We start from the raw sequence: 21,999 nt of genomic DNA, 5'->3' as shown, positions 1-21,999 counted from the left end.
AGCGGCGTGGGTTCGCAGTGGGGAACGCGGGGGAGGTCGGTGAGCATGTCGCTTCGTGGAGGGGACCCGGAGGAGATCGGCGGGTATCCGCTCGAGGCCCGCCTCGGTTCGGGCGGGATGGGCACGGTCTTCCTGGCGCGTACGGCTTCGGGGCGGCCCGTCGCGATCAAGCTGATCCATCAGCAGTTCGCGGGCGACGAGGAGTTCCGCATCCGCTTCCGGCAGGAGGTCGCGGCGGCCCGCCGGGTCAGCGGCGCGTTCACCGCGGCGGTGATCGACGCGGATCCCGAGGCCGAGCACCCGTGGATGGCCACCACCTTCATCGAGGGTCACACGCTCGCGCAGCACATCGCCAAGAAGGGCCCCATCGACGGCATCGAGCTGCGCCGCCTCGCCATCGGGCTCACGGAGGCGCTGCGCGACATCCACCGCGCGGGCGTCGTGCACCGGGACCTCAAGCCGTCGAACGTGGTCCTCTCCCCCGAGGGCCCCCGCGTCATCGACTTCGGCATCTCGCGCGCCGCGGACCAGCAGACGCTGACGATGACGGGGCGGGTGATCGGCACGCCGCCGTTCATGTCGCCGGAGCAGTTGCAGACGCCGCGCGGGGTCGGGCCGCGGTCCGATGTCTTCTCGCTGGCCACACTGCTCGTCTACGCGGCGACGGGGCAGGGGCCCTTCGACGCGGACAGCCCCTACATGACGGCGTATCAAGTGGTGCACGAGCCGCCGGCGCTCGGCGCCGTGCCGGACGCGCTGCGGCGCGTGGTCGAGCCCTGCCTGGCGAAGGACCCCGGCGACCGGCCCTCCGCGGACGAACTTCTCGTACGCCTGCGGGATCTGCCGGCCGATCTGGGTCCCGCCACCGGTCCCGCGGACGGCCCGCGCAGCATGCGGGAGACGGATACGCAGCACCACCTCTCGACGGACGACGACACTCCGGCGCCGGGCGCCCCTCCGCCGCCGAAGGAAGACACCGGCGGGCGTCGGGTGCGGCGGCGCTGGCGGCCGGTGCTCGCCGCGGTCCTGGCCGTGGCCGCGATCGGCGGCGGGGTCGCGGTGATGCGGGCGGGCGACTCGGACGGCTCCGGCGGTGCGGGCGGCAAGGGGAGCGAGGTCGCGGCGGCCGGGGCGCGGTTGCCGGGCGGTTTCGCGCCGTGGCGCAAGGCGGTGCCGGGCGGCCGCGCGGACATTCCGGACGAGTTGCGCTGTGCAGCGCGCGGTGACGCGCTGTTCTGCGGGGGCGGTGGCGTCGTCGCGGCCCGGCTCAGGCTCTCCGACGGCTCCCGGGTCTGGACGGAGAAAAGCCCCGGAGTCCCGGTGCAGGGCATGCATCTGGTGGGCGTCACCGACGACACGGTGCTGGGCTACCGCTTCGCGGCCGAGGGCGATGCGGCCAGTCCGCAGAGCGAGGTGGTCGCCGTCGACGCGGACAAGGGCAGGGAGCTCTGGTCGGTGCCGTCCGGCGCCCAGTCGACGGCCGTGACGGGACGTACGCAGGACGCCGTGGTGGTCGGCTCGACCGTCGTCACCGTCGACGCGTCGAACACCCGCTTCGAGGCCCGGCGGGCGCACAGCGGGAAAGTCGCCTGGAAGGAACCATTCCCCTCGGCCACACAGTGCGCCCCGGTTCCCGCGGGCGCGCGGCTGTACGCGATGTGCGCGCCGGTCGCGGAGCTGGCGGCCGGCGAGGTGCGCCACCCCGTCCTGCACACCGTCGACCTCGCCTCCGGAAGCCTCGGCAAGGCCGTCGCCGTCAAGGGCCCCGCCGTGCCGGTGGGCTCCGCGGACGGCAGCCTCGTCCTCCTCCACCCGCGTCAGGACGGGCCCGCGATCGTGGGCTACGACGGGGTCTCGCGGGTGGACCGGGCCTCGCACAAGGTGACGTACTCCCGGCTCCCGAAGACGTACGACGGGACGCCCGGCATGGCGGACGGCACCGTCTTCGTCAGCGGGCAGACCGGGCTCGTCACGGCGCTCGACCCGGCGACCGGCAAGAAGAAGTGGTCGCGGCAGACGAGTGTGGAGGGCGTGTCGGGGCCGGTGGCCGGGGACGGTGACGGGGCGCTCTACTTCAGCTCGGCCAGCGGCCGGGTCGCCGCGCTCTCGTCCCGTACGGGCGCGCCGCTGTGGACGACGGATCCCCGGGCCGACGGCCTGGCGGGCGAGGTGAACGCCAGCCCGCGCGTGACCGTCACCGGGAGCGTGGTGGTCGTGGCGGCCGCGAAGAACACGGTGTTCGCCTTCGACGCGACGAAGCCGCCGAAGTCCGGCTGAGCCCCCCGATGCTCGGGGAACCTCGTGGACTCCGGCGGCCGCACGGTCCGTGCGGCGCTCAGCAGCGCGGCGCCACGTATCCGTCGGTGCCCGTGCGGACGTACGTGTCCGAGACGTACCGGCCGCTGCCGATCCGGTCCCACAGATTCGACGTGCCGGTCGGGCCCGTGACCGTCTCGCCGGGCTTCTGGCAGGCGATGGTGACGCGGGCGCCCGCGCGGAGCCGGCCGACCTTGCTGTACGAAGTGCCGGGTCCTGACCGGACGTTGACGTCCGCGACGATCGCGTAGGTCCCCGCGGCGGTGGCCTCGACGGCTTCGATTGCCTCGGCCGGCTCGGCGGTCACTTCCGGCGCCATCACGTTCTCGCTCACTGTGCTCTCCCCCCGTAAACGGCGGCGCGGGCCGCCCCTGGCGTGTTCTCCACACCAAGGACGCGCCCGCGCCCCAAAAGGTTTCCGTGAACCGGCGAACCGGCGAAGCGGCCGTCCGCGTCAGCCGAGCTTCGACACGTCCCGGACCGCGCCCTTGTCGGCGCTCGTCGCCATCGCCGCGTACGCGCGGAGGGCGGCGGACACCTTGCGCTCGCGGCCCTTCGGTTCGTACACGCCACCGAGGGCCTCGCGGCGGGCGGCCAGCTCCTCGTCGGGGACGAGGAGCTCGATCGAGCGGCCCGGGATGTCGATGCGGATGCGGTCGCCGTCCTCGACGAGCGCGATCGTGCCGCCGGCCGCCGCCTCCGGCGACGCGTGGCCGATCGACAGACCCGACGTACCGCCGGAGAAGCGGCCGTCGGTGACCAGGGCGCAGACCTTGCCGAGGCCGCGGCCCTTCAGGAAGGAGGTGGGGTAGAGCATCTCCTGCATGCCGGGGCCGCCCTTGGGGCCCTCGTAGCGGATGACGACCACGTCGCCGGGCTGCACGGCCTTGTTGAGGATCTTCTCGACGGCCTCTTCCTGCGAGTCGCAGACGACCGCGGGGCCTTCGAAGGTCCAGATCGACTCGTCGACGCCGGCGGTCTTCACGACGCAGCCGTCGACGGCGATGTTGCCCTTCAGGACGCCGAGGCCGCCGTCCTTCGAGTACGCGTGGGCGACGTCGCGGATGCAGCCGCCCGCGGCGTCCGTGTCGAGGGTGTCCCAGCGCTCGGACTGCGAGAACGCCTCGGCGGAGCGGCGGCAGCCGGGCGCCGCGTGCCACAGCTCGACGGCCTCGGCGGACGCGGAGCCGGAGCGGATGTCCCAGGCGTCCAGCCACTCCTTGATGGAGGGCGCGTGGACGGTGTGGACGTCCTCGTTGAGGAGGCCGCCGCGGTACAGCTCGCCGAGGAGCGCGGGGATGCCGCCGGCGCGGTGCACGTCCTCCATGTAGTACGTCGTGTCGCCCGCGACGTTCGGAGCGACCTTGGCCAGGCACGGGACGCGGCGCGAGACGGCGTCGATGTCGGTCAGGTCGTAGTCGACGCCGGCCTCCTGGGCGGCGGCCAGCAGGTGCAGGATCGTGTTCGTCGAGCCGCCCATGGCGATGTCGAGGGCCATGGCGTTCTCGAAGGCGGCGTGCGTGGCGATGTTGCGCGGCAGGAGGGAGGCGTCGTCGCCGTCGTAGTACCGCTTGGTGATGTCGACGACCGTCTGTCCGGCCCGCTCGTACAGCGCCTTGCGGGCGGTGTGCGTGGCGAGGACCGAGCCGTTGCCCGGCAGGGAGAGGCCGATGGCCTCGGTCAGGCAGTTCATCGAGTTGGCGGTGAACATGCCGGAACAGGAGCCGCAGGTCGGGCAGGCGTTCTCCTCGATGCGGAGGATGTCCTCGTCCGAGATGCTCTCGTCCACGGCGTCGCTGATCGCGTTGACCAGGTCGAGCTTGCGGACCGTGCCGTCGACGAGGGTCGCCTTGCCGGCCTCCATCGGGCCGCCGGAGACGAAGACCGTCGGGATGTTGAGGCGCAGGGCGGCCATCAGCATGCCGGGGGTGATCTTGTCGCAGTTGGAGATGCAGATCAGGGCGTCGGCACAGTGGGCCTCCACCATGTACTCCACGGAGTCCGCGATGAGGTCGCGGGACGGCAGGGAGTACAGCATTCCGCCGTGGCCCATCGCGATGCCGTCGTCGACGGCGATGGTGTTGAACTCGCGGGGGATGCCGCCGGCCTCGCGGATCGCGTCGGAGACGATGCGGCCGACCGGCTGCAGGTGGGTGTGGCCCGGCACGAACTCCGTGAAGGAGTTGGCCACCGCGATGATCGGCTTCCGCCCGATATCGGCCCCGGGTACACCGGAGGCGCGCATAAGGGCGCGGGCGCCCGCCATGTTGCGGCCGTGGGTGACTGTGCGGGACCTGAGCTCGGGCATGGTCGCTCGCTCCTTCAGGGAATGGCAGGGATTCCGGCGATCTTCGGCAGGGATCTCGGCGATATACGGAGGGACAAGACTGCTGTCGAGCGTACGCCGCGGCTCCAGGATCCGGACAGAGTGTCCGGATGGCGGGACGACCGTCTCACGCCAAGCCCTCTCATGCCCGGCGCTCCCTCACGCCCCCGTCAGATGCCCCTGCACCACCGGAGCCAGCCGCGCCACCAGCTGCTCCACGTCCGCCGAGGCCAGCGGCTCGACCTGGATCACGTACCGCAGCATGGCGACGCCCACCAGCTGCGCGGCGGCGAGCTCGGCCCGCAGCTCCGCGTCGGGCAGCTCCAGACGGCGCGCGATCCGTTCGAGGAGCTGGGTGGCGACGAGGCGGCGGAAGATCGATGCGGCGGTTTCGTTGTTCACCGCGGACCGCACGATGGCGAGCAGCGGGGCGCGCGTCGCGGGGTTCTCCCAGACGCCGAGGACGAAGCGGGTCAGACGCTCGCCGACCGCGTCGAGCGGGCCCTCGTCGATGGCGGTGGGCGCTTCCAGCGCGGGCGCGAAGGCGACGGTGACGGCGGCCTCGAAGACCTGCTCCTTCGTGCCGAAGTAGTGGTGCACGAGCGCCGGGTCGACCCCGGCGGCCTTGGCGATGCCGCGCACGGACGCCTTCTCGTAGCCGCGTGCGGAGAATTCCTCGCGGGCGGCCCGCAGGATCTGGTCGCGCGTCGCGGGGCCGGTTTCCGACTGCGTACGGGACGGGCGGCCCCGGCGGCGCGGGGCGGTCGCCTCCGACGGCGCGCCGGGGGTCATGAGCGGGGCACCTGCACCGCGGAGGCCAGGTGCAGCCGGGTGAAGGCGAGGGCCTCGGCGAGGTCCGCCTCGCGTTCGGCGCTGGACATCGCGCGCCGCGTGTTGACCTCGATGACGACGTGCCCGTCGAAGCCGCTGACCGCCAGACGCTCCAGGAGCTCGGCGCAGGGCTGCGTGCCGCGGCCCGGGACGAGGTGCTCGTCCTTGGCGGAGCCCTTGCCGTCGGCGAGGTGGACGTGGCCGAGCCGGTCGCCCATGCGGTCGATCATCTCCATCGCGTCCGTGCGGGCGGTCGCGGTGTGCGAGAGGTCGACGGTGAAGTGGCGGTAGTCGTCCTTGGTGACGTCCCAGTCGGGGGCGTACGCGAGCATCTCGCGGTCGCGGTAGCGCCAGGGGTACATGTTCTCGACGGCGAACCGCACGTCCGTCTCATCGGCCATCCGCCAGATTCCGTCGACGAAGTCGCGGGCGTACTGCCGCTGCCAGCGGAAGGGCGGGTGCACGACGACGGTCGAGGCGTCGAGCTTCTCGGCGGCGGCCTTCGCGCGCTGCAGCTTGACCCACGGGTCCGTGGACCAGACGCGCTGCGTGATGAGGAGACAGGGCGCGTGAACGGCGAGGATCGGGATCTGGTGGTAGTCGCTCAGCCTGCGCAGCGCCTCTATGTCCTGGCTGACCGGGTCGGTCCAGACCATGACCTCGACGCCGTCGTAACCCAGGCGCGCGGCGATCTCGAAGGCCGTCGCCGTCGACTCCGGATAGACCGAGGCCGTCGACAGGGCGACCTTCGCATCCGGGATGCGCACCACTGGTTCTGCCACGAGGAACAGCGTACGGGCCCCGTCCGGGCGCCGGGGAGGTGGCCTCGTACCGCCCTGGTCAGAGTGCATTCCGACCACGCGACGCAGTCCGACCGCTCAGTGCGCTCCGCCCGCTCACGACGGCGGCAGGTGGTCGAGCCTGCGCAGGATCACACCCTCGCGCAGGGCCCACGGGCAGATCTCCAGCGTCTCGACCCCGAAGAGGTCCATCGCGCCCTCCGCGACGAGCGCCCCCGCGAGCAGCTGTCCGGCCCGGCCCTCGGAGACGCCGGGCAGTTCCGCGCGCTCGCGCGTGGTCATCGCGGCGAGCTGCGGCACCCACTCCTCCAGGGACTTCCGCTTCAGCTCACGCTGTACGTAGGGACCCTCGGCCGAGCGGGCGGCCCCCGTCAGCCTGGCGAGCTGCTTGAACGTCTTCGACGTCGCCACGATGTGGTCGGGGGCGCCCAGGCGGGCGAACTCCCCCACCGTGCGGGCGATCTGTGCGCGCACGTGCCGCCGCAGCGCCTTCACGTCGGAGGGGTCCGGCGGATCCGCCGGCAGCCAGGCGGCGGTGAGGCGGCCGGCGCCGAGCGGCAGGCTCGTCGCGGCGTCCGGCTCCTCGTCCATGCCGTACGCGATCTCCAGGGAGCCGCCGCCGATGTCGAGGACGAGCAGCTTGCCCGCGGACCAGCCGAACCAGCGCCGGGCGGCCAGGAAGGTCAGTCTGGCCTCCTCCTCGCCGGACAGGACCTGGAGATCGACCCCGGTCTCCTCCGTGACCCGGGCGAGGACCGCGTCTGCGTTGGTCGCCTCGCGCACCGCGGAGGTGGCGAACGGCAGCACTTCCTCGACGCCCTTGTCCTCCGCGGCCTCCATCGCCTCGCGGACGACGGCGACCAGCCGGTCGACGCCGTCCGCCCCGATGGCCCCGGCGGCATCGAGGAGTTGGGCGAGGCGCAGATCGGTCTTGTGCGAGTGTGCGGGCAGCGGGCACGCACCGGGGTGGGCGTCGACCACGAGCAGATGCACCGTGTTCGACCCCACGTCGAGGACACCGAGTCTCATATAAGGAACGCTACGCCGCGCGGGTCGATCGTCTGGCCTCGGGCGGTCCACTGCCCGCATACCCTGGAGACGTGCCAAAGACGAAAAAGACGAAGGCCGACAAATCGAAGTCGGCGAAGGCCGAGAAGGTGGGCAGGCCGGAGAAGAACGAGAAGGTGGGAAAGTCCGGGAAGCCGGCAAAGACCAAGAAGACCGAGCAGGCCGCTCCGGACGAGAAGGGTCTTGACTTCGCCCGCGCCTGGGTGGAGTTCCCTGACCCCGCGGACGACGAGCAGCTTTTCCGTTGCGATCTGACATGGCTGACCTCTCGCTGGAACTGCATCTTCGGCAGCGGCTGTCAGGGCATCCAGGCAGGCCGCGCCGACGACGGCTGCTGCACGCTGGGTGCCCACTTCTCGGACGATGACGACGAGAAGCGGGTCGCCGGGTACGTCGACCGGCTGACGCCCGACATCTGGCAGCACCACGACGTGGGCCGGGAGACCGGCTGGGTCGCCACGGACGAGGACGGCGACCGCCAGACCCGTCCGTACAACGGCTCGTGCATCTTCCAGAACCGCCCCGGCTTCGCGGGCGGCGCCGGCTGCTCGCTGCACATCCTGGCGCTGCGGGAGGGCCGCGAGCCGCTGGAGACGAAGCCGGACGTCTGCTGGCAGCTGCCGGTCCGCAGGACGTACGAGTGGATCGACCGGCCCGACGACACGCGCGTCCTCCAGGTGTCGATCGGTGAGTACGACCGGCGGGGCTGGGGCCCCGGCGGCCACGATCTGCACTGGTGGTGCACGTCGGCGACGTCGGCGCACGGCGCGGGCGATCCGGTGTACGTCACCTACCGCCCGGAGCTGATCGAGCTGATGGGCAAGGAGGGGTACGACCGGCTCGTGGAGCTGTGCGAGGAGCGGCTGGCCTCGCAACTGCCGCTCCTCGCACCTCATCCGGCGGACCCCAGGTCCTCTTGAGCTCAGCTCGCGCTCGGCTCGCCGCTGCCGTCGCCGGGCGGCGGTGACGAGTCGCCCGGGCCGGGGTCGGACGGTGTGGGCGTCGGGTCCGTGGGCGTCGGGGTGGGGTCGGGGTCGGACGGGCCCGGGTCGGAGGGGCCCGGATCCGACGGGCCCGGGTAGGACGGCCCGGGGTAGGACGGTCCCGGGTGCGTGGGCCGCGGGCCGGGGCGGGTCGGCGGGCGCCCGTCGCCGTGCCCGTCGATCGAGATGATCGCGCCCGAGGGCGCGATGGAGACACGGGCGCTCCAGTGGCCAGACGGCTCGCGGGTGTGATCGACGTACACCTGGACGGTGACCGACTCCCCCGGCGCGAGCGTCCCCGACGAGCGGCTCAGATAGAGCCAGGACGCGCCCTCGCTCGCCGACCAGTGGACCGGTGAACCGCCGGACGCCGTCAGCGTGATGAGGGTCGTGTCGCCGCTCGGCCGGGCCTCGACGGTGAGGCGGCCTGGGCCGGTCGACGAGCCGGACCCGGATCCGCCGCCGATGACCTCCACGGAGACGTCGGACGAGCGGCTGTCCGCGGAGAAGCGGGGCTTGGGGCCCTTGCGGGCGTTGCCCGCGTTCTCGTAGTCGTCGCGCGCGTGGCCGATGCCGGGGCCGCCGCCCTCGCTCGCGCTGACCGAACGGCCGTCGTGGCCCTCGCCGGTGAGCGGCGCTCCGCGGTAGGCGGCCCAGAGCGCGAGCACCGGGGCGGCCACCACGGTGGCGACGACGGTCGTCGTGACGGCACGCGCGCGGAGGCGGTCGCGGCGGGCGGCGTGGTCCTTGGGGTCCATCGGGAAACCACGCCTGTCGTAACGCGGGCCGCCGCCACGCGCGCGTGAGCCGTGCGTCAGCGCCATGTGGAGGGCGGCCCGGGGCGCCTCGACGACGGGGAGCGCGGCCGGGCTGACGGCCGTGCCCGGCCAGGCGCTCGCGCCGGCGCGCTCGGCGGTGCGGCGGCAGAGCGGGCAGTCGTCGACGTGCCGGACGAGCTCGCGGCGCAGGGCGGTGCCGAGCAGCAGCTGGTTGTCGCCGGTGATGCGGGCCACGATGGGGCAGCTGCCGGTCTCGACGACGGCGAGGGCGGCGCGGGTGCGCTCCACCTCGCAGGCGGCGGAGGCGAGCAGGCCGCGGGCCTTGGTGAGGTCCATGCCGAGGACGGCGGCGACCTCGGCGGGGGTGAGCCGGTGGCGCACGGCCAGCTCCAGGGCCTCGCGCTGCTCGGGGGTGGTGCCCGCGGCCTCCGGCCAGGCCAGCTGGGCCAGCTCGGCGCGGCGCTGCCGCGCGGTCTCCTGCGACGGCTCGGACGGGGCGGACGGGTCGGACTCCTGCGGTCGCGTGGGCTGCGACGGCTTTTCCTGGGGTTGGGCCTTGTCCCGGGGGTCTGCCTTGTCCCCGGGTTGCGCCGGCTTTTTCGCGGGCTGCTCCGCGCCCTGTGCGTGCCGTCCCTCGCGGCTGCGCTTGGCCTCGGCCAGTCGGCGCAGGCAGACCCAGCGCGCGAGGGCGTAGAGCCAGGCCTTGAGGTCGCCCTCCGCCTCGGGGCCGCGGGTGCCGCGGCGCTCGGCGTGGTGGAGGACGTCCCCCAGCGCCGCGGTCGCCGCGTCGTGGTCGCAGAGCACGGACAGGCAGTACGTGAACAGGCCGTCCAGACACGGTTCGTAGCGCGCGGACAGGGTGGCCCGGGGCGCCGGGCGTGGCACCACGCGCTTGCGCGCGTCACGGTGCGCCCGGTGTGCGCCGGTTGCGTGCGTGGGAGTTTCCGGCCTGCTGCTCATCACCCGTGCGAAGTTAGGCGGATGATGCAGGTCCCATCTGCCCTCTCCGGCACATTTAACCCTTACGGGTGAACAGATCCCTCAAAAGGGGACAGGAACCCCGCATTCCGTGAGCGGGGCGCTCCGCACCCGCAGCCGAGGCCGCCCGAGTCCACGGCCGGGGCTGCGATGTCAGTGGGCTCGGCTACGGTTCCGACCATGGCTGCCCGTACGAAATCCACCAAGGACCGTCCGTCCTATCGCTGCACCGAGTGCGGCTGGCAGACGGCCAAGTGGCTCGGCCGCTGCCCGGAGTGCCAGGCCTGGGGCACGGTCGAGGAGTACGGCGCGCCCGCGGTCCGCACGACCGCCCCCGGCCGGGTCACCTCGTCCGCCGTGCCGATCGGCGAGGTCGACGGCCGCCAGGCCACCGCACGCTCCACCGGCGTGCCCGAGCTGGACCGCGTGCTCGGCGGCGGTCTGGTCCCCGGCGCCGTGGTGCTGCTCGCGGGCGAGCCGGGCGTCGGCAAGTCCACGCTGCTGCTCGACGTCTCGGCGAAGGCGGCGAGCGAGGCGCACCGCACGCTCTATGTGACCGGTGAGGAGTCGGCGAGCCAGGTCCGGCTGCGCGCCGACCGCATCGGCGCGATCGACGACCATCTGTATCTGGCGGCGGAGACCGATCTGTCCGCCGTCCTCGGCCACTTGGACGCGGTCAAGCCCTCGCTCCTGGTCCTCGACTCGGTCCAGACGGTCGCCTCGCCCGAGATCGACGGGGCGCCCGGCGGCATGGCGCAGGTCCGCGAGGTCGCGGGCGCGCTGATCCGCGCCTCCAAGGAGCGCGGCATGTCCACGCTCCTGGTCGGCCACGTCACCAAGGACGGCGCGATCGCGGGCCCCCGCCTCCTGGAGCATCTCGTCGACGTGGTCCTGCAGTTCGAGGGCGACCGGCACGCGCGCCTGCGCCTGGTCCGAGGCGTGAAGAACCGGTACGGGACGACGGACGAGGTCGGCTGCTTCGAGCTGCACGACGAGGGCATCACCGGCCTCGCCGACCCCAGCGGCCTCTTTCTCACCCGCCGCGCCGAGCCCGTCCCCGGCACCTGCCTGACCGTCACCCTCGAAGGCCGCCGCCCCCTGGTCGCCGAGGTCCAGGCGCTCACGGTCGACTCGCAGATCCCCAGCCCCCGGCGCACCACCTCCGGCCTGGAGACGTCCCGCGTCTCGATGATGCTGGCCGTCCTGGAGCAGCGCGGCCGCATCACGGCCCTCGGCAAGCGCGACATCTACAGCGCGACGGTCGGCGGCGTGAAGCTCTCCGAGCCCGCCGCGGACCTCGCCGTGGCCCTCGCCCTGGCCAGCGCGGCCAGCGACACCCCGCTGCCCAAGAACCTCGTGGCGATCGGCGAGGTCGGCTTGGCCGGCGAGGTCAGGCGGGTCACCGGCGTCCAGCGCAGACTGGCCGAGGCCCACCGTCTGGGCTTCACCCACGCCCTCGTGCCGTCCGACCCCGGCAGGGTTCCCGCCGGTATGAAGGTCATCGAAGTCGCCGACATGGGGGACGCCCTCCGTGTCCTTCCGAGATCCCGTCGCCGAGAGGCCCCACGGGAGGAGGAAGAGCGCCGGTAGACTTTGCCCTGGTCTCGCCCATCCGTACGAAGCAAGGTGTCCGCTGCGTGCGGGGCAAGGCGTGCGCTCCGCACGGAGCAAGCTCGCGGCAGAGGCTTGGACAACCTGCGACCGAGGGAGTGCAGTGGCAGCCAACGACCGGGCAGCGAACCCCGGCAAGTCCGGCGGCAGCTCCGCTGCCGATGGGCTGATGCGCGCCTCCCTGAGCGCCGTCGCACCCGGCCAGGCGCTCCGTGACGGCCTGGAGCGCATCCTCCGGGGCAACACCGGCGGTCTGATCGTCCTCGGCTGGGACAAGACCGTCGAGTCGATGTGCACGGGCGGCTTCATCCTGGACGTCGAGTTCACCGCGACGCGGCTGCGCGAGCTGTGCAAGCTCGACGGCGGCATCGTCCTCGACAAGGACATCACCAAGATCCTGCGCGCGGGCGTGCAGCTGGTGCCGGACCCGACGATCCCCACGGAGGAGACGGGCACGCGGCACCGCACCGCGGACCGGGTGAGCAAGCAGGTCGGCTTCCCCGTCGTGTCGGTGTCCCAGTCGATGCGGCTGATCGCGCTCTATGTGGACGGGCAGCGCCGCGTCCTGGAGGACTCGGCGGCGATCCTCTCCCGCGCGAACCAGGCGCTCGCCACCCTCGAGCGGTACAAGCTCCGCCTCGACGAGGTCGCGGGCACGCTCTCCGCCCTGGAGATCGAGGACCTGGTGACGGTCCGGGACGTCACCGCCGTCGCCCAGCGCCTCGAAATGGTTCGCCGCATCGCCACGGAGATCGCCGAGTACGTGGTGGAGCTCGGCACGGACGGGCGCCTTCTCGCCCTCCAGCTGGACGAGTTGATCGCGGGCGTCGAGCCCGAGCGCGAGCTCGTCGTCCGGGACTACGTCCCCGAGCCCACCGCCAAGCGCTCCCGCACGGTGGACGAGGCGCTCGCGGAGCTGGACTCCCTCACGCACGCGGAGCTCCTCGAACTGCCCACCGTGGCCCGCGCCCTGGGCTACACCGGCTCCCCCGAGGCCCTGGACTCCGCGGTGTCCCCGCGCGGCTTCCGCCTGCTCGCCAAGGTCCCCCGGCTGCCCGGGGCGATCATCGACCGGCTCGTGGAGCACTTCGGCGGACTGCAGAAGCTGCTCGCCGCGAGTGTGGACGACCTCCAGACGGTGGACGGCGTCGGCGAGGCACGGGCGCGCAGCGTGCGCGAGGGACTGTCACGCCTGGCCGAGTCGTCGATCCTGGAGCGTTACGTATAGAGCCTGTCCGACGGACAGGCTCTATACGCCGACAGGGACAGGCGCTGTACGCCGACAGTCAGTCCTTCTCCAGGACGAACGAGGCGCGGGCCGTGCCCAGGCCCGGGGTCTTCGCCTCGACCAGGTACGTGCCCGGTTCCGCCGAGCCGGCCGGAGGTGTCGCGCAGCGCGGGGCGCTGGGCCGCCGGTCCCACTGGACCGAGTGCGTGATCCGTCCGTCCGCCGGCACGCGCAGCAGCAGGCTTCCGCTGCCGCCGGGGCAGTCCGCCGACGACCAGAACTCGTCGTCGTCCTCGGCCTGAGTGATCGTCAGCACCGTTCCCTTGCCGCCCAGATCGACCTTGCAGGCCTTGCCGCCGCTGTTCTCGGCGATCAGCTCGAACTTCGGCTTCTCGTCGATCGCGTACGTGTTCTGGACGCTGCGCACCCGCAAGTTCACCGCGCCGCTGGTGCAGTTGGGCAGGCGCGTACCGGCCGGGAGGCGGTCGCCCGAGCCGCCGCCGCCCTTGGCGCCGTCGTCGGAACCGCCGCCGCCACCGGAGTCCTCCGAGCCGCCGGAGCCGCCCGAACCGGAGCCCGAGCCGGAGCCCGAGCCGCCGGAACCACCGCCGGAACCGCCCGAGCCGGAGTCGGAGCCGTCGCCCGACTCGTCCCGCCCGCCCGGGTGTTCACTGATCGCGGGCCCGGACCCGGTGGGTCCCGGCGTGATGGACGTGGCGGGTCCGTTGCCGCCAGGCCCGTCGGCGTTGTTCTTGCCGCCGCCACCACCGGAGGTGATGACCCATACGACAAGGAGCAGCAGAAGGCCGAGTACGGACAGCAGGACGGCCCTCCGACGCCAGTAGATGGTGGAGGGAAGCGGCCCGACCGGATTGCGCAGAGATCCCACGCCCAAACCTTACGAGAGATCCGCTGCTTCTCCCGCCCCACCCGCCGCCTTGGGCGACAAAGTTTGCGGATCATCATCCCGGGACCGCCCCCGGACCCCCGACCATCGTCAGGGGTGTGACGGGACGATCGCCGGATGTGACGATTCGGCGTCACTCGTACCGTCCGTAATCATGGACACCATGACGGACGATCTCTACCGCGACATCACCGACTTCGCCCACGACACGCCGTCGTGGTTCCAGCACCTCGCGGAGGTGTGGACGGAGCTCGGGCTGCTGCTTTTCGGGGTGCTCTTCGTCGTCGCCTGGTGGCGGGCCAGGCACGGTGATCCCCGCGCGCTCGCGGTCGCGGTGCTCGCTCCGCTCGCCACGGCGGTGGCGTACGTGTGCAGCGAGTTGCTCAAGTCCGGGATAGAGGAGGAGCGTCCCTGCCGGGCGGTGTCAGGGGCGTTGAAGCCGCTCGTCGAGTGCCCGCCGCACGGCGACTGGTCCTTCCCCAGCAACCACTCGGCGATCGCGGGCGCCGCCGCCATCGGCCTCGCGCTCGCCTGGCCGCGCATCGCCGCGCTGACCGTGCCGATGGCCGTGCTCATGGCGTTCTCGCGGGTGTTCGTGGGTGTGCACTATCCGCACGACGTGGCGGTGGGGCTCGTCTTCGGCGCGGTGATCGTGTTCGTCCTCGTCCGGATCACCACGCGGCCGGTGGCGCGGGTCACGCTCGCGATGCGCGGGTCGTCCACGGGGATCGTGCAGTGGTTCGCGGGACCGGGCCCCACGCGTCCCGCCCACGCCCGCGCCGCCTCCGTCCCGGCCCCCGCCGGCGGCCCCGCGCCGGTTCCGCACCCGAGGGCCTACGACCCGGCGGCGTACAACGAGTACTCGGCGTACGGGGCGTACGACCAGAACGCGGCCCCGTACGACCCGGCCGCTCACGAGCCCGCCCCGCACGAGCCCGCCCCTTACGACCCGGCCGCGTACGACTCGCCGACCATGACGTTCCGGCGGGACGACACCCAGCCGCGCTGAGCTGACGCTCAGCCCGTCCCCGTCCCCGTCCCCGTCTCTGCCTCGGGGGCGAGCCCCGCTTCGTACGCGACGATCGCCGCCTGGACGCGGTTCTTGACCCCGAGCCGGTCGAGGACCGCGCTCACGTACGCCTTGACCGTGCCCTCGACGAGGTGCAGCCGGGCCGCGATCTCCGGGTTGGACAGGCCCGCGCCGACCAGGCCGAGCACTTCGCGCTCGCGTGGGGTGAGGGCCTCGGTCCTGGCGCGGGCGGCGGCGCCGCGGCCCATGCGCCGGGCGCCGAAGCCGTCGATGACGTGCCGGGCGACCTTGGGCGAGAGGAAGGCGGCGCCGCCCGCCACCGCCCGTACGCCCGCGATGAGTTCGTGCGGGTCGCCGGACTTCAGCAGGAAGCCGGTGGCGCCGCCGCTCAGGGCGCGTGCGATGTACGCGTCCTCGGAGAACGTCGTCAGCATCGCGACCGCCGTGCCGGGCACCGTCCGGACGATCTCCTCCCCCGCGGCCAGGCCGTCCAGGCGCGGCATGCGGATGTCGAGCAGCGCCACGTCGGGGCGGTGGGCCTGCGCCAGGGACACGGCCTCGCGCCCGTCGCCGGCCTCCGCGACGACCTCGATGCCCCGGCCCGCGGCGAGGATGGCGCCCACGCCCGCGCGGATCATGGCCTCGTCGTCGGCCAGCAGGACACGGATGGGGCCCGCCGCGCTCCCGGAGGCCCCGTCCGACGCTCGCTCCTCATTCACCGCACCCGCTCCTTTTCCTTGCTGCCCATGTCTGTGTCTGCGTCTGTCTCTGTGTCTGCGTCTGCCTCGCTCGCCGTGGGGATGACGGCCTTGTCCACGAGGCGGCCGCTCTCGGCGTAGCAGAGTCTGAAGTGCGTCACGGCGGTGAAGAGTTCACCGCTCGCCCGGTAGTACGCACAGTCGGCGCCGGCGGGCGGCGGGGTGGGCGCGCGCTCCAGCGGTGGGTCGGCGACGGTCCTGTCCGGCAGGAAGCGGGCGGCCTCGGCGCGGGTCTCGCCGATGCGCAGGCGTGCGTAGTCGGCGGGGTCGAGGACGGAGTGCGTGCGGGAGTACGCGTACCAGGCGAAGGTTCCGCCGATGAGCAACACGCCCGTGGTGACGGCGATGCCGAAGGCCAGGGCGGTGCGGTGCCGGGCGTGCGCGAGGCGGCCGCCCGGCGGGGGTGGCGGCGGTACGGGGGCGCTCTTCCCGGCCGGGAGGCGGGCGGTGACCCGGAAGCCGTGGCCGTGGGGGCCCGCGTCGAGCGTGCCGCCCAGGTCCGTGACGCGGGTGCGCAGGGCGCGCAGGCCGGAGCCGCCGCCGGAGAGCTCGCCGGGGGCGCGTGAACTCCCCGTGCCGGGGCGCCCATTGGTGACGGTGACCGTCGTCGCGTCGGACGTCTTCGCGGTGCTGTCGCGCCTCACCGCGACCATGACCGGGGCGCCCGGCGCGTGCTTGGCCGCGTTGGTGAGCGCCTCCTGGACGACACGGTGGACCGTACGGCCGACCGTGTCGTCGGCCACCTCGTGCCGAGCCGGGGCAGCCGGCGCCTCCCCCTCGCCCTCCCCGTCCACGTACGTGATGTCCAGCCCCGACTCGGCGGCGCGCGCGACGAGTGCCGCGACGCTCTCGCCCGCCGGGGCCAGCGGCGCCTGTTCGTCGTCCTCGTCACGGAGCAGGCCGATGATGGCGTGCAGCCGGTCGGTGGCCTGCGAGGCGGCCGCGCGGAGGTCGGCGGCGGCCGCGCGGTGCGGTGCGGGCAGGTCGGGGGCGACCTGGAGGGCGCCGGCCCGTACGGCGATCAGACTCAGCTCGTGGCCCAGCGAGTCGTGCATGTCCTGGGCGATACGGGCCCGTTCGCGCAGCCGGGCGCGGTCGGCGACGATGCGCTGCTCGCGCTCCAGCTGGTCGGCGCGGGCCCATCCCGCGGCGGCCAGCTCGCGGCCCTGGCGCCAGTAGCGGCCCGCGAGCCAGGGGAAGACGGCGCCGAACAGCAGCGTCGCCATGAGCACGAGCCACTCGACGACCGGGTCGACGTCACGTGCGGCGATCTTGAGGGTGCCGACGACGGCGAGGCCGGCGAAGGCGAGCAGCGCCGGACGGGCGCGGTCCGCGCGGCGGCCGAGGAGCAGGACGAGGACGGCGAGGGCCGGGCCGAAGGAGAGGGTGAAGAGGGACGGGGCGGTGGCGAGACCGAGGGCGGCCGCCAGGAGGAAGGCGAGGAGGGGACGGGTCCGGGAGACCGCGACGGCGCCGGCGAGGACGGCGAGGCCGACGAGCTGCTCCGCGGCGGAACGCGGTTCGTTGAGGCCCAGCCGGTCGACCGACACGACGGGGGTGGCCAGCGCCACCCACAACAGCGCGCTCCGTGTACGTCTCTGCACGCCCCCGACGCTACTGTCCCGCCCCACCCCGGCACCCCTGCCGATCGTCAGGTACGCCCCGCCGGAGCCCGTCGGCACGGAGCCCATCCGGACCCACCCCGTACCCCCGCCCCCGGGAAACCGCCGAGGCGAACCGCGCGGTTGGCTCGTACCCCGGCGTGCCCGTGGCAGGATCGGGTGTGCCATGACTGCGCCCACGAAGCCCATGCCGAACAGTTCCGACAGCCCCCTCAGCGGGCCCGCCCCCGCGGGCCCCGCCGAGCCCGCGGGTGAGGCCCTGCACAGCCCCGTCATCGCGTGGTTCGACACACACGCCCGCGACCTGCCGTGGCGGCGTGCGGACGCCGGCCCGTGGGGCGTGATGGTCAGCGAGTTCATGCTCCAGCAGACACCGGTCAGCCGTGTCCTGCCCGTGTACGAGCAGTGGCTGGCCCGCTGGCCCCGCCCCGCCGACCTCGCCAAGGAGCCGCCCGGCGAGGCCGTGCGCGCCTGGGGGCGGCTCGGCTATCCGCGCCGCGCCCTGCGGCTGCACGGCGCGGCCCTCGCCATAACGGAGCGGCACAACGGCGACGTACCCACGCAGCACGCGCAGCTGCTCGCGCTGCCCGGCATCGGGGAGTACACCGCGGCCGCGGTCGCCTCGTTCGCGTACGGGCAGCGGCACGCCGTGCTCGACACGAACGTGCGCCGGGTCTTCGCGCGGGCCGTGACCGGCGTGCAGTACCCGCCGAACGCGACGACCGCCGCCGAGCGCAAGCTCGCCCGTGCCCTGCTGCCCGAGGACGAGCGCACCGCGTCCCGCTGGGCGGCGGCCTCCATGGAGCTCGGCGCCCTGGTCTGCACGGCGAAGAACGAGAACTGCGGGGCGTGCCCGATTGCCGCGCAGTGCGCCTGGCGTCTCGCCGGGAAGCCCGCGCACGAGGGGCCCGCCCGCCGCGGCCAGACATACGCGGGGACGGACCGGCAGGTGCGGGGCAAGCTGCTCGCCGTGCTCCGCGAGGCTGTAACACCTGTGCCGCAGGCGACGCTGGACCGGGTGTGGGACGAACCCGTGCAGCGGGCCCGAGCGCTGGACGGACTGGTCGCGGACGGCCTCGTCGAGCCGCTGCCCGGCGGCAGGTACCGGCTGCCTCTGACCTGACGGCCAAGGCGCCGGGCGACCTGCAAAACGTAGGTATTCGCCCAAGTCTCGCGGCTGTTACACAACCTACGTACAGCCGTGCGTCCGCCGCTGGCTGCTCCGCACAACCTCGTGACAACGCCTCCGTAACTTCATACCCGTACCGCACAGCAGGGATGGCGGTCGGCAATGGGGACGGAACGGAGGCGGTTTGGTATGGCGCACGGCGAGGTGCTCGAGTTCGAAGAGTACGTCCGCACTCGGCAGGATGCCCTGCTGCGCAGTGCCCGGCGCCTGGTCCCGGACCCCGTGGACGCCCAGGACCTGCTGCAGACCGCGCTCGTACGGACGTACGGCCGCTGGGACGGCATAGCCGACAAGCGGCTCGCGGACGCCTATCTGCGCCGCGTCATGATCAACACGCGTACGGAGTGGTGGCGGGCCCGGAAGCTGGAGGAAGTGCCCACCGAGCAGCTGCCCGACGCGAGCGTGGAAGACTCCACCGAGCAGCACGCGGACCGCGCGCTGCTGATGGACATCATGAAGGTGCTCGCACCCAAGCAGCGCAGCGTGGTCGTGCTGCGACACTGGGAGCAGATGTCCACAGAGGAGACGGCCGCCGCCCTCGGTATGTCGGCCGGAACGGTCAAGAGCACGCTGCACCGGGCGCTCGCCCGGCTCCGCCAGGAGCTGGAGAGCCGGGACCGCGAAGAGCTGGTCGCCAGCGCGCTCGGACGTGAGGAGCGGGAGAGTTGCGCGGCCTAGGCCATCGGGTCACGAGAAGCGTGAAGGCGGTGAGCGCGGCGACGGCCGCGGTCGCCGCCCTCGGCCTTTTGCTCTCCGCCTGTTCGACGGGCGGATCCGGCGCGCGTGACGAGGGGCCGGCCCGCAGCGAGCCCGTGGTGTCCACGGCACCGTCCCCTTCGGCCTCGGCGTCCGTACCGACGAAGAAGATCGACGCGGTCCGGCTCGTCAGGGAGGACCCGAAGGTCAGCCCGGCGATCAAGCGGGACCTGAAGCCGTGCGTCGGTAAGGCCTACCCGGTCGACGTGTCGTACGGGAACCTGACCGGAGGAACCGCCTCCGATGTGGTGGTGAACGTGCTGACCTGCGGTGACGCGGTGGGCATCGGCAGTTACGTGTATCGCGCCGAAGGCGGTCGGTACGAGAATGTCTTCACGGCCGAGGAGCCGGCCTCCGTCTACGCCGAGATCGACCGGGGCGACCTGGTCGTGACGAAGCAGCTGTACGAGTCGGGCGATTCGGTGGCCTACCCCTCCGGCGAGGAAGTGATCACGTACCGCTGGTCCGCGAACCGCTTCACGGAGTCGGGGCGTACCCGCAACGACTTCGGCAACGCGGTGGACGGGGAACCCACCCCGTCCGCGGACTGACCACGACGGTCGTACGCAGAGACGCAGAGACGCAGAGACGCACCGAGAAGGACTGAGAGCACCCGATGGCAGAGCAGACCCACGTCCTGTTCGTCGAGGACGACGACGTCATCCGCGAGGCCACGCAGCTGGCCCTGGAGCGCGACGGTTTCGCTGTCACCGCCATGCCGGACGGCCTCGCGGGCCTGGAGGCGTTCCGTGCCGACCAGCCGGACATCGCGCTGCTCGACGTGATGGTGCCGGGCCTGGACGGCGTCTCGCTGTGCCGCCGCATCCGTGACGAGTCGACGGTCCCGGTGATCATGCTGTCGGCGCGCGCCGACTCCATCGACGTCGTGCTCGGCCTGGAGGCGGGCGCCGACGACTACGTGACCAAGCCGTTCGACGGCGCCGTCCTGGTCGCCCGCATCCGCGCCGTCCTGCGCCGCTTCGGGCACGCGGGCGGGCACGGCTCGGCGTCGGCCGGCCAGGACGAGGGCTCCGCGGCGGACGGCGGGGTGCTGAACTTCGGCGATCTGGAGATCGACACGGTCGGCATGGAGGTGCGCAGGGGCGGGGCGCCCGTGGCGCTGACGCCGACCGAGATGCGGCTGCTCCTGGAGTTCTCGTCCGCGCCCGGCACGGTCCTCTCCCGCGACAAGCTCCTGGAGCGGGTGTGGGACTACGGCTGGGGCGGTGACACCCGCGTCGTCGACGTCCATGTGCAGCGGCTGCGCACGAAGGTGGGACAGGACCGCATCGAGACGGTCCGCGGCTTCGGTTACAAGCTCAAGGCGTGAACACGATCAGGACATTCACGGGAGCCTCAGCTCTCACGGCACGCACGGCATCCGCAGAACTCACTGCACTCACAGCACTCAGAGGACGACGTATATGAACGGGGGGCGCAGGGCCGTCGAGCGCGTGCGCGAGAGGTTCCGCTCCGGCGTGCACCTGCGCACCGGCGTGCGCTGGAAGATCGCCGCGGCGATCGCGCTGGTCGGCGCGCTGGTCGCGATCGCCCTGAGCCTGGTCGTGCACAACGCCGCGCGGGTCTCGATGCTCGACAACGCGCGCGACGTGCAGGACGAGCGCATCCAGTTCGCCCTGCGGCTCTACTCCTCCGCGTCCCAGCGGCAGACGCTGCAGTTCGGCACGAAGGTCGACGACCCGGAGCTGCCCGACGAGCTGCGGCAGAAGGTCCTGAAGGGCCGCCGCGCCACCTTCGTCGAGGAGAAGACCGACGGCGTGCCCGACATCTGGGCCGCCGTGCCGCTCGCCGACGGGCATGTCCTGTCGCTGCACTCCCGCTTCACCGACCGCAGCGCCACCGTCATGAAGGACCTCGATCAGGCCCTGGTCATCGGCTCCATCGCGGTCGTCTTCGGCGGCTGCGCGCTGGGCGTGCTGATCGGCGGGCAGCTGTCGCGGCGGCTGCGCAAGGCGGCGACGGCGGCGAGCGAGGTCGCCCAGGGGCACTCGGACGTGAGCGTCCGCGAGGCGATCGGCGGTGTCGTGAAGGACGAGACCGACGACGTGGCGAGCGCCGTGGACGCCATGGCCGACGCGCTCAAGCAGCGCCTGGAGGCCGAGCGCCGGGTGACCGCCGACATCGCGCACGAGCTGCGTACGCCGGTGACCGGGCTGCTCACCGCTGCCGAGCTGCTGCCGCCGGGCCGGCCGAGCGAGCTGGTCAAGGACCGGGCGCAGGCGATGCGCACGCTCGTCGAGGACGTCCTCGAAGTGGCGCGCCTGGACTCCGCCGCCGAGCGGGCCGAGCTGCAGGACATCACCCTCGGCGAGTTCGTGGCCCGGCGCATGGCGATCCTGACCACGGACGTGACGGTGACGGTGGTGCACGAGTCGGAGGTCACCACGGACCCGCGCCGCCTGGAGCGCATCCTCGGCAACCTCGTCGCCAACGCCACCAAGCACGGCAAGCCGCCCATCGAGGTCAGCGTCGAGGGCCGCGTGGTCCGGGTGCGCGACCACGGGCCCGGCTTCCCCGAGGCGCTCCTGGACGAGGGGCCGAGCCGCTTCCGCACGGGCAGCGCCGACCGGGCGGGCCACGGGCACGGTCTCGGTCTGACGATCGCGGCGGGCCAGGCCAGGGTGCTCGGCGCGCGGCTCACCTTCCGGAACGTACGGCCCGCCGGTGCGGCGCCCGACGTACCGGCCGAGGGCGCGGTCGCCGTGCTGTGGCTGCCGGAGCACGCGCCGACGAACACGGGGAGCTATCCGGTGCTCAAGCTGCCGGACAACCTCTGACATCGCGCAGAGGCTGCCC

Annotated in this window: 18 protein-coding genes and 1 pseudogene; 10 read left to right on the top strand and 9 right to left on the bottom strand. The window is 72.9% G+C overall.

All coding sequences use genetic code 11. From position 1 onward, the window contains the following. The first annotated feature begins 45 nt into the window (after positions 1 to 45). Positions 46 to 2,277: a protein kinase domain-containing protein gene (locus ACZ56E_RS33080; protein WP_471219820.1), complete on the top strand. Its 2,232-nt coding sequence runs from the start codon at positions 46 to 48 to the stop codon at positions 2,275 to 2,277. A 58-nt stretch (positions 2,278 to 2,335) separates the two neighbouring features. On the opposite strand, the gene ACZ56E_RS33075 is transcribed toward ACZ56E_RS33080, so the two are convergent. The 5 genes from ACZ56E_RS33075 to ACZ56E_RS33055 form a co-directional block, all read right to left on the bottom strand. Beyond that, positions 2,336 to 2,635: an SH3 domain-containing protein gene (locus ACZ56E_RS33075; protein ID WP_471219864.1), complete on the bottom strand. Its 300-nt coding sequence runs from the start codon at positions 2,633 to 2,635 to the stop codon at positions 2,336 to 2,338. Positions 2,636 to 2,770: 135 nt separating this feature from the next. Further along, a complete protein-coding gene (ilvD, locus tag ACZ56E_RS33070; protein ID WP_468608571.1) occupies positions 2,771 to 4,624 on the bottom strand; it encodes a dihydroxy-acid dehydratase in 1,854 nt (617 codons plus the stop codon). Positions 4,625 to 4,801: 177 nt separating this feature from the next. Further along, complete coding sequence (locus ACZ56E_RS33065) at positions 4,802 to 5,434, bottom strand: TetR/AcrR family transcriptional regulator (protein WP_471219817.1); 633 nt, start codon at positions 5,432 to 5,434, stop codon at positions 4,802 to 4,804. Beyond that, a complete protein-coding gene (locus ACZ56E_RS33060) occupies positions 5,431 to 6,255 on the bottom strand; it encodes a sugar phosphate isomerase/epimerase family protein (protein ID WP_398302568.1) in 825 nt (274 codons plus the stop codon). Before ACZ56E_RS33060 ends, ACZ56E_RS33065 begins: the two co-directional genes overlap by 4 nt. 114 nt (positions 6,256 to 6,369) lie before the next feature. Further along, entirely contained in the window at positions 6,370 to 7,302 is a 933-nt protein-coding gene (locus ACZ56E_RS33055) for a Ppx/GppA family phosphatase (protein WP_468608565.1), read from the bottom strand. Positions 7,303 to 7,373: 71 nt separating this feature from the next. Here ACZ56E_RS33055 and ACZ56E_RS33050 point away from each other — a divergent pair, with 71 nt between their 5' ends. Continuing rightward, positions 7,374 to 8,261: a DUF3109 family protein gene (locus ACZ56E_RS33050; protein ID WP_471219814.1), complete on the top strand. Its 888-nt coding sequence runs from the start codon at positions 7,374 to 7,376 to the stop codon at positions 8,259 to 8,261. Positions 8,262 to 8,263: 2 nt separating this feature from the next. Here ACZ56E_RS33050 and ACZ56E_RS33045 read toward each other — a convergent pair whose 3' ends face one another. Next, on the bottom strand, positions 8,264 to 10,063 hold the full coding sequence (locus ACZ56E_RS33045; RefSeq protein ID WP_471219811.1) for a BACON domain-containing protein: 1,800 nt from the start codon (positions 10,061 to 10,063) through the stop codon (positions 8,264 to 8,266). Between the two features lie 198 nt (positions 10,064 to 10,261). Here ACZ56E_RS33045 and radA point away from each other — a divergent pair, with 198 nt between their 5' ends. Both radA and disA read left to right on the top strand, forming a co-directional pair. Further along, the gene (radA, locus tag ACZ56E_RS33040) at positions 10,262 to 11,671 is read left to right on the top strand and encodes a DNA repair protein RadA (RefSeq protein WP_398302560.1); all 1,410 of its coding nucleotides are present in this window, start codon (positions 10,262 to 10,264) and stop codon (positions 11,669 to 11,671) included. A 124-nt stretch (positions 11,672 to 11,795) separates the two neighbouring features. After that, positions 11,796 to 12,920, top strand: a complete 1,125-nt coding sequence (disA, locus tag ACZ56E_RS33035) for a DNA integrity scanning diadenylate cyclase DisA (RefSeq protein ID WP_362997138.1) — start codon at positions 11,796 to 11,798, stop codon at positions 12,918 to 12,920. Between the two features lie 58 nt (positions 12,921 to 12,978). Here the strand turns inward: disA and ACZ56E_RS33030 are convergent, their stop codons facing one another. Then, on the bottom strand, positions 12,979 to 13,809 hold the full coding sequence (locus ACZ56E_RS33030; RefSeq protein WP_471219809.1) for a hypothetical protein: 831 nt from the start codon (positions 13,807 to 13,809) through the stop codon (positions 12,979 to 12,981). 172 nt (positions 13,810 to 13,981) lie between these two features. Between ACZ56E_RS33030 and ACZ56E_RS33025 the strand changes: the two are divergent. Further along, positions 13,982 to 14,599 (top strand): annotated as a pseudogene (locus tag ACZ56E_RS33025) (phosphatase PAP2 family protein); the annotation flags it as partial. 245 nt (positions 14,600 to 14,844) lie between these two features. On the opposite strand, the gene ACZ56E_RS33020 reads toward ACZ56E_RS33025, so the two are convergent. Together ACZ56E_RS33020 and ACZ56E_RS33015 are read right to left on the bottom strand one after the other, a co-directional pair. Next, entirely contained in the window at positions 14,845 to 15,495 is a 651-nt protein-coding gene (locus tag ACZ56E_RS33020) for a response regulator (protein WP_471219862.1), read from the bottom strand. A gap of 77 nt (positions 15,496 to 15,572) precedes the next feature. Continuing rightward, complete coding sequence (locus ACZ56E_RS33015; protein WP_471219807.1) at positions 15,573 to 17,219, bottom strand: sensor histidine kinase; 1,647 nt, start codon at positions 17,217 to 17,219, stop codon at positions 15,573 to 15,575. A gap of 184 nt (positions 17,220 to 17,403) precedes the next feature. Between ACZ56E_RS33015 and ACZ56E_RS33010 the strand changes: the two genes are divergently transcribed. From ACZ56E_RS33010 to cseC, 5 genes are all read left to right on the top strand, one after another. Then, complete coding sequence (locus tag ACZ56E_RS33010) at positions 17,404 to 18,360, top strand: HhH-GPD family protein (protein ID WP_468608554.1); 957 nt, start codon at positions 17,404 to 17,406, stop codon at positions 18,358 to 18,360. A 195-nt stretch (positions 18,361 to 18,555) separates the two neighbouring features. After that, the gene (locus ACZ56E_RS33005; RefSeq protein WP_365359563.1) at positions 18,556 to 19,104 is read left to right on the top strand and encodes a SigE family RNA polymerase sigma factor; all 549 of its coding nucleotides are present in this window, start codon (positions 18,556 to 18,558) and stop codon (positions 19,102 to 19,104) included. Positions 19,105 to 19,124: 20 nt separating this feature from the next. Then, positions 19,125 to 19,733 (top strand): hypothetical protein, encoded by a 609-nt coding sequence (locus tag ACZ56E_RS33000; protein ID WP_468608552.1) that lies wholly within the window; start codon positions 19,125 to 19,127, stop codon positions 19,731 to 19,733. A 65-nt stretch (positions 19,734 to 19,798) separates the two neighbouring features. Then, positions 19,799 to 20,512: a two-component system response regulator CseB gene (cseB, locus tag ACZ56E_RS32995; protein ID WP_468608550.1), complete on the top strand. Its 714-nt coding sequence runs from the start codon at positions 19,799 to 19,801 to the stop codon at positions 20,510 to 20,512. A gap of 94 nt (positions 20,513 to 20,606) precedes the next feature. Beyond that, on the top strand, positions 20,607 to 21,980 hold the full coding sequence (gene cseC / locus ACZ56E_RS32990; protein WP_468608548.1) for a two-component system sensor histidine kinase CseC: 1,374 nt from the start codon (positions 20,607 to 20,609) through the stop codon (positions 21,978 to 21,980). Positions 21,981 to 21,999 lie beyond the last annotated feature (19 nt).

This window comes from Streptomyces sp. NPDC039480 (assembly GCF_055597165.1).
Note: the sequence above shows the minus strand (reverse complement) of the source record. Positions and strands in the feature narration are given on the sequence as shown.

What these genes read in the sequence shown, in the direction of transcription:
- ACZ56E_RS33005 (WP_365359563.1), top strand. Translation starts at nt 18,556, where the DNA reads ATGGCGCACGGCGAGGTGCTCGAGTTCGAAGAGTACGTCCGCACTCGG.
- radA (WP_398302560.1), top strand. Translation starts at nt 10,262, where the DNA reads ATGGCTGCCCGTACGAAATCCACCAAGGACCGTCCGTCCTATCGCTGC.
- cseC (WP_468608548.1), top strand. Translation starts at nt 20,607, where the DNA reads ATGAACGGGGGGCGCAGGGCCGTCGAGCGCGTGCGCGAGAGGTTCCGC.
- ACZ56E_RS33020 (WP_471219862.1), bottom strand. Translation starts at nt 15,495, where the DNA reads ATGATCCGCGCGGGCGTGGGCGCCATCCTCGCCGCGGGCCGGGGCATC.
- ilvD (WP_468608571.1), bottom strand. Translation starts at nt 4,624, where the DNA reads ATGCCCGAGCTCAGGTCCCGCACAGTCACCCACGGCCGCAACATGGCG.
- ACZ56E_RS33080 (WP_471219820.1), top strand. Translation starts at nt 46, where the DNA reads ATGTCGCTTCGTGGAGGGGACCCGGAGGAGATCGGCGGGTATCCGCTC.
- cseB (WP_468608550.1), top strand. Translation starts at nt 19,799, where the DNA reads ATGGCAGAGCAGACCCACGTCCTGTTCGTCGAGGACGACGACGTCATC.
- ACZ56E_RS33075 (WP_471219864.1), bottom strand. Translation starts at nt 2,635, where the DNA reads ATGGCGCCGGAAGTGACCGCCGAGCCGGCCGAGGCAATCGAAGCCGTC.
- ACZ56E_RS33045 (WP_471219811.1), bottom strand. Translation starts at nt 10,063, where the DNA reads ATGAGCAGCAGGCCGGAAACTCCCACGCACGCAACCGGCGCACACCGG.
- ACZ56E_RS33065 (WP_471219817.1), bottom strand. Translation starts at nt 5,434, where the DNA reads ATGACCCCCGGCGCGCCGTCGGAGGCGACCGCCCCGCGCCGCCGGGGC.
- ACZ56E_RS33010 (WP_468608554.1), top strand. Translation starts at nt 17,404, where the DNA reads ATGACTGCGCCCACGAAGCCCATGCCGAACAGTTCCGACAGCCCCCTC.
- ACZ56E_RS33055 (WP_468608565.1), bottom strand. Translation starts at nt 7,302, where the DNA reads ATGAGACTCGGTGTCCTCGACGTGGGGTCGAACACGGTGCATCTGCTC.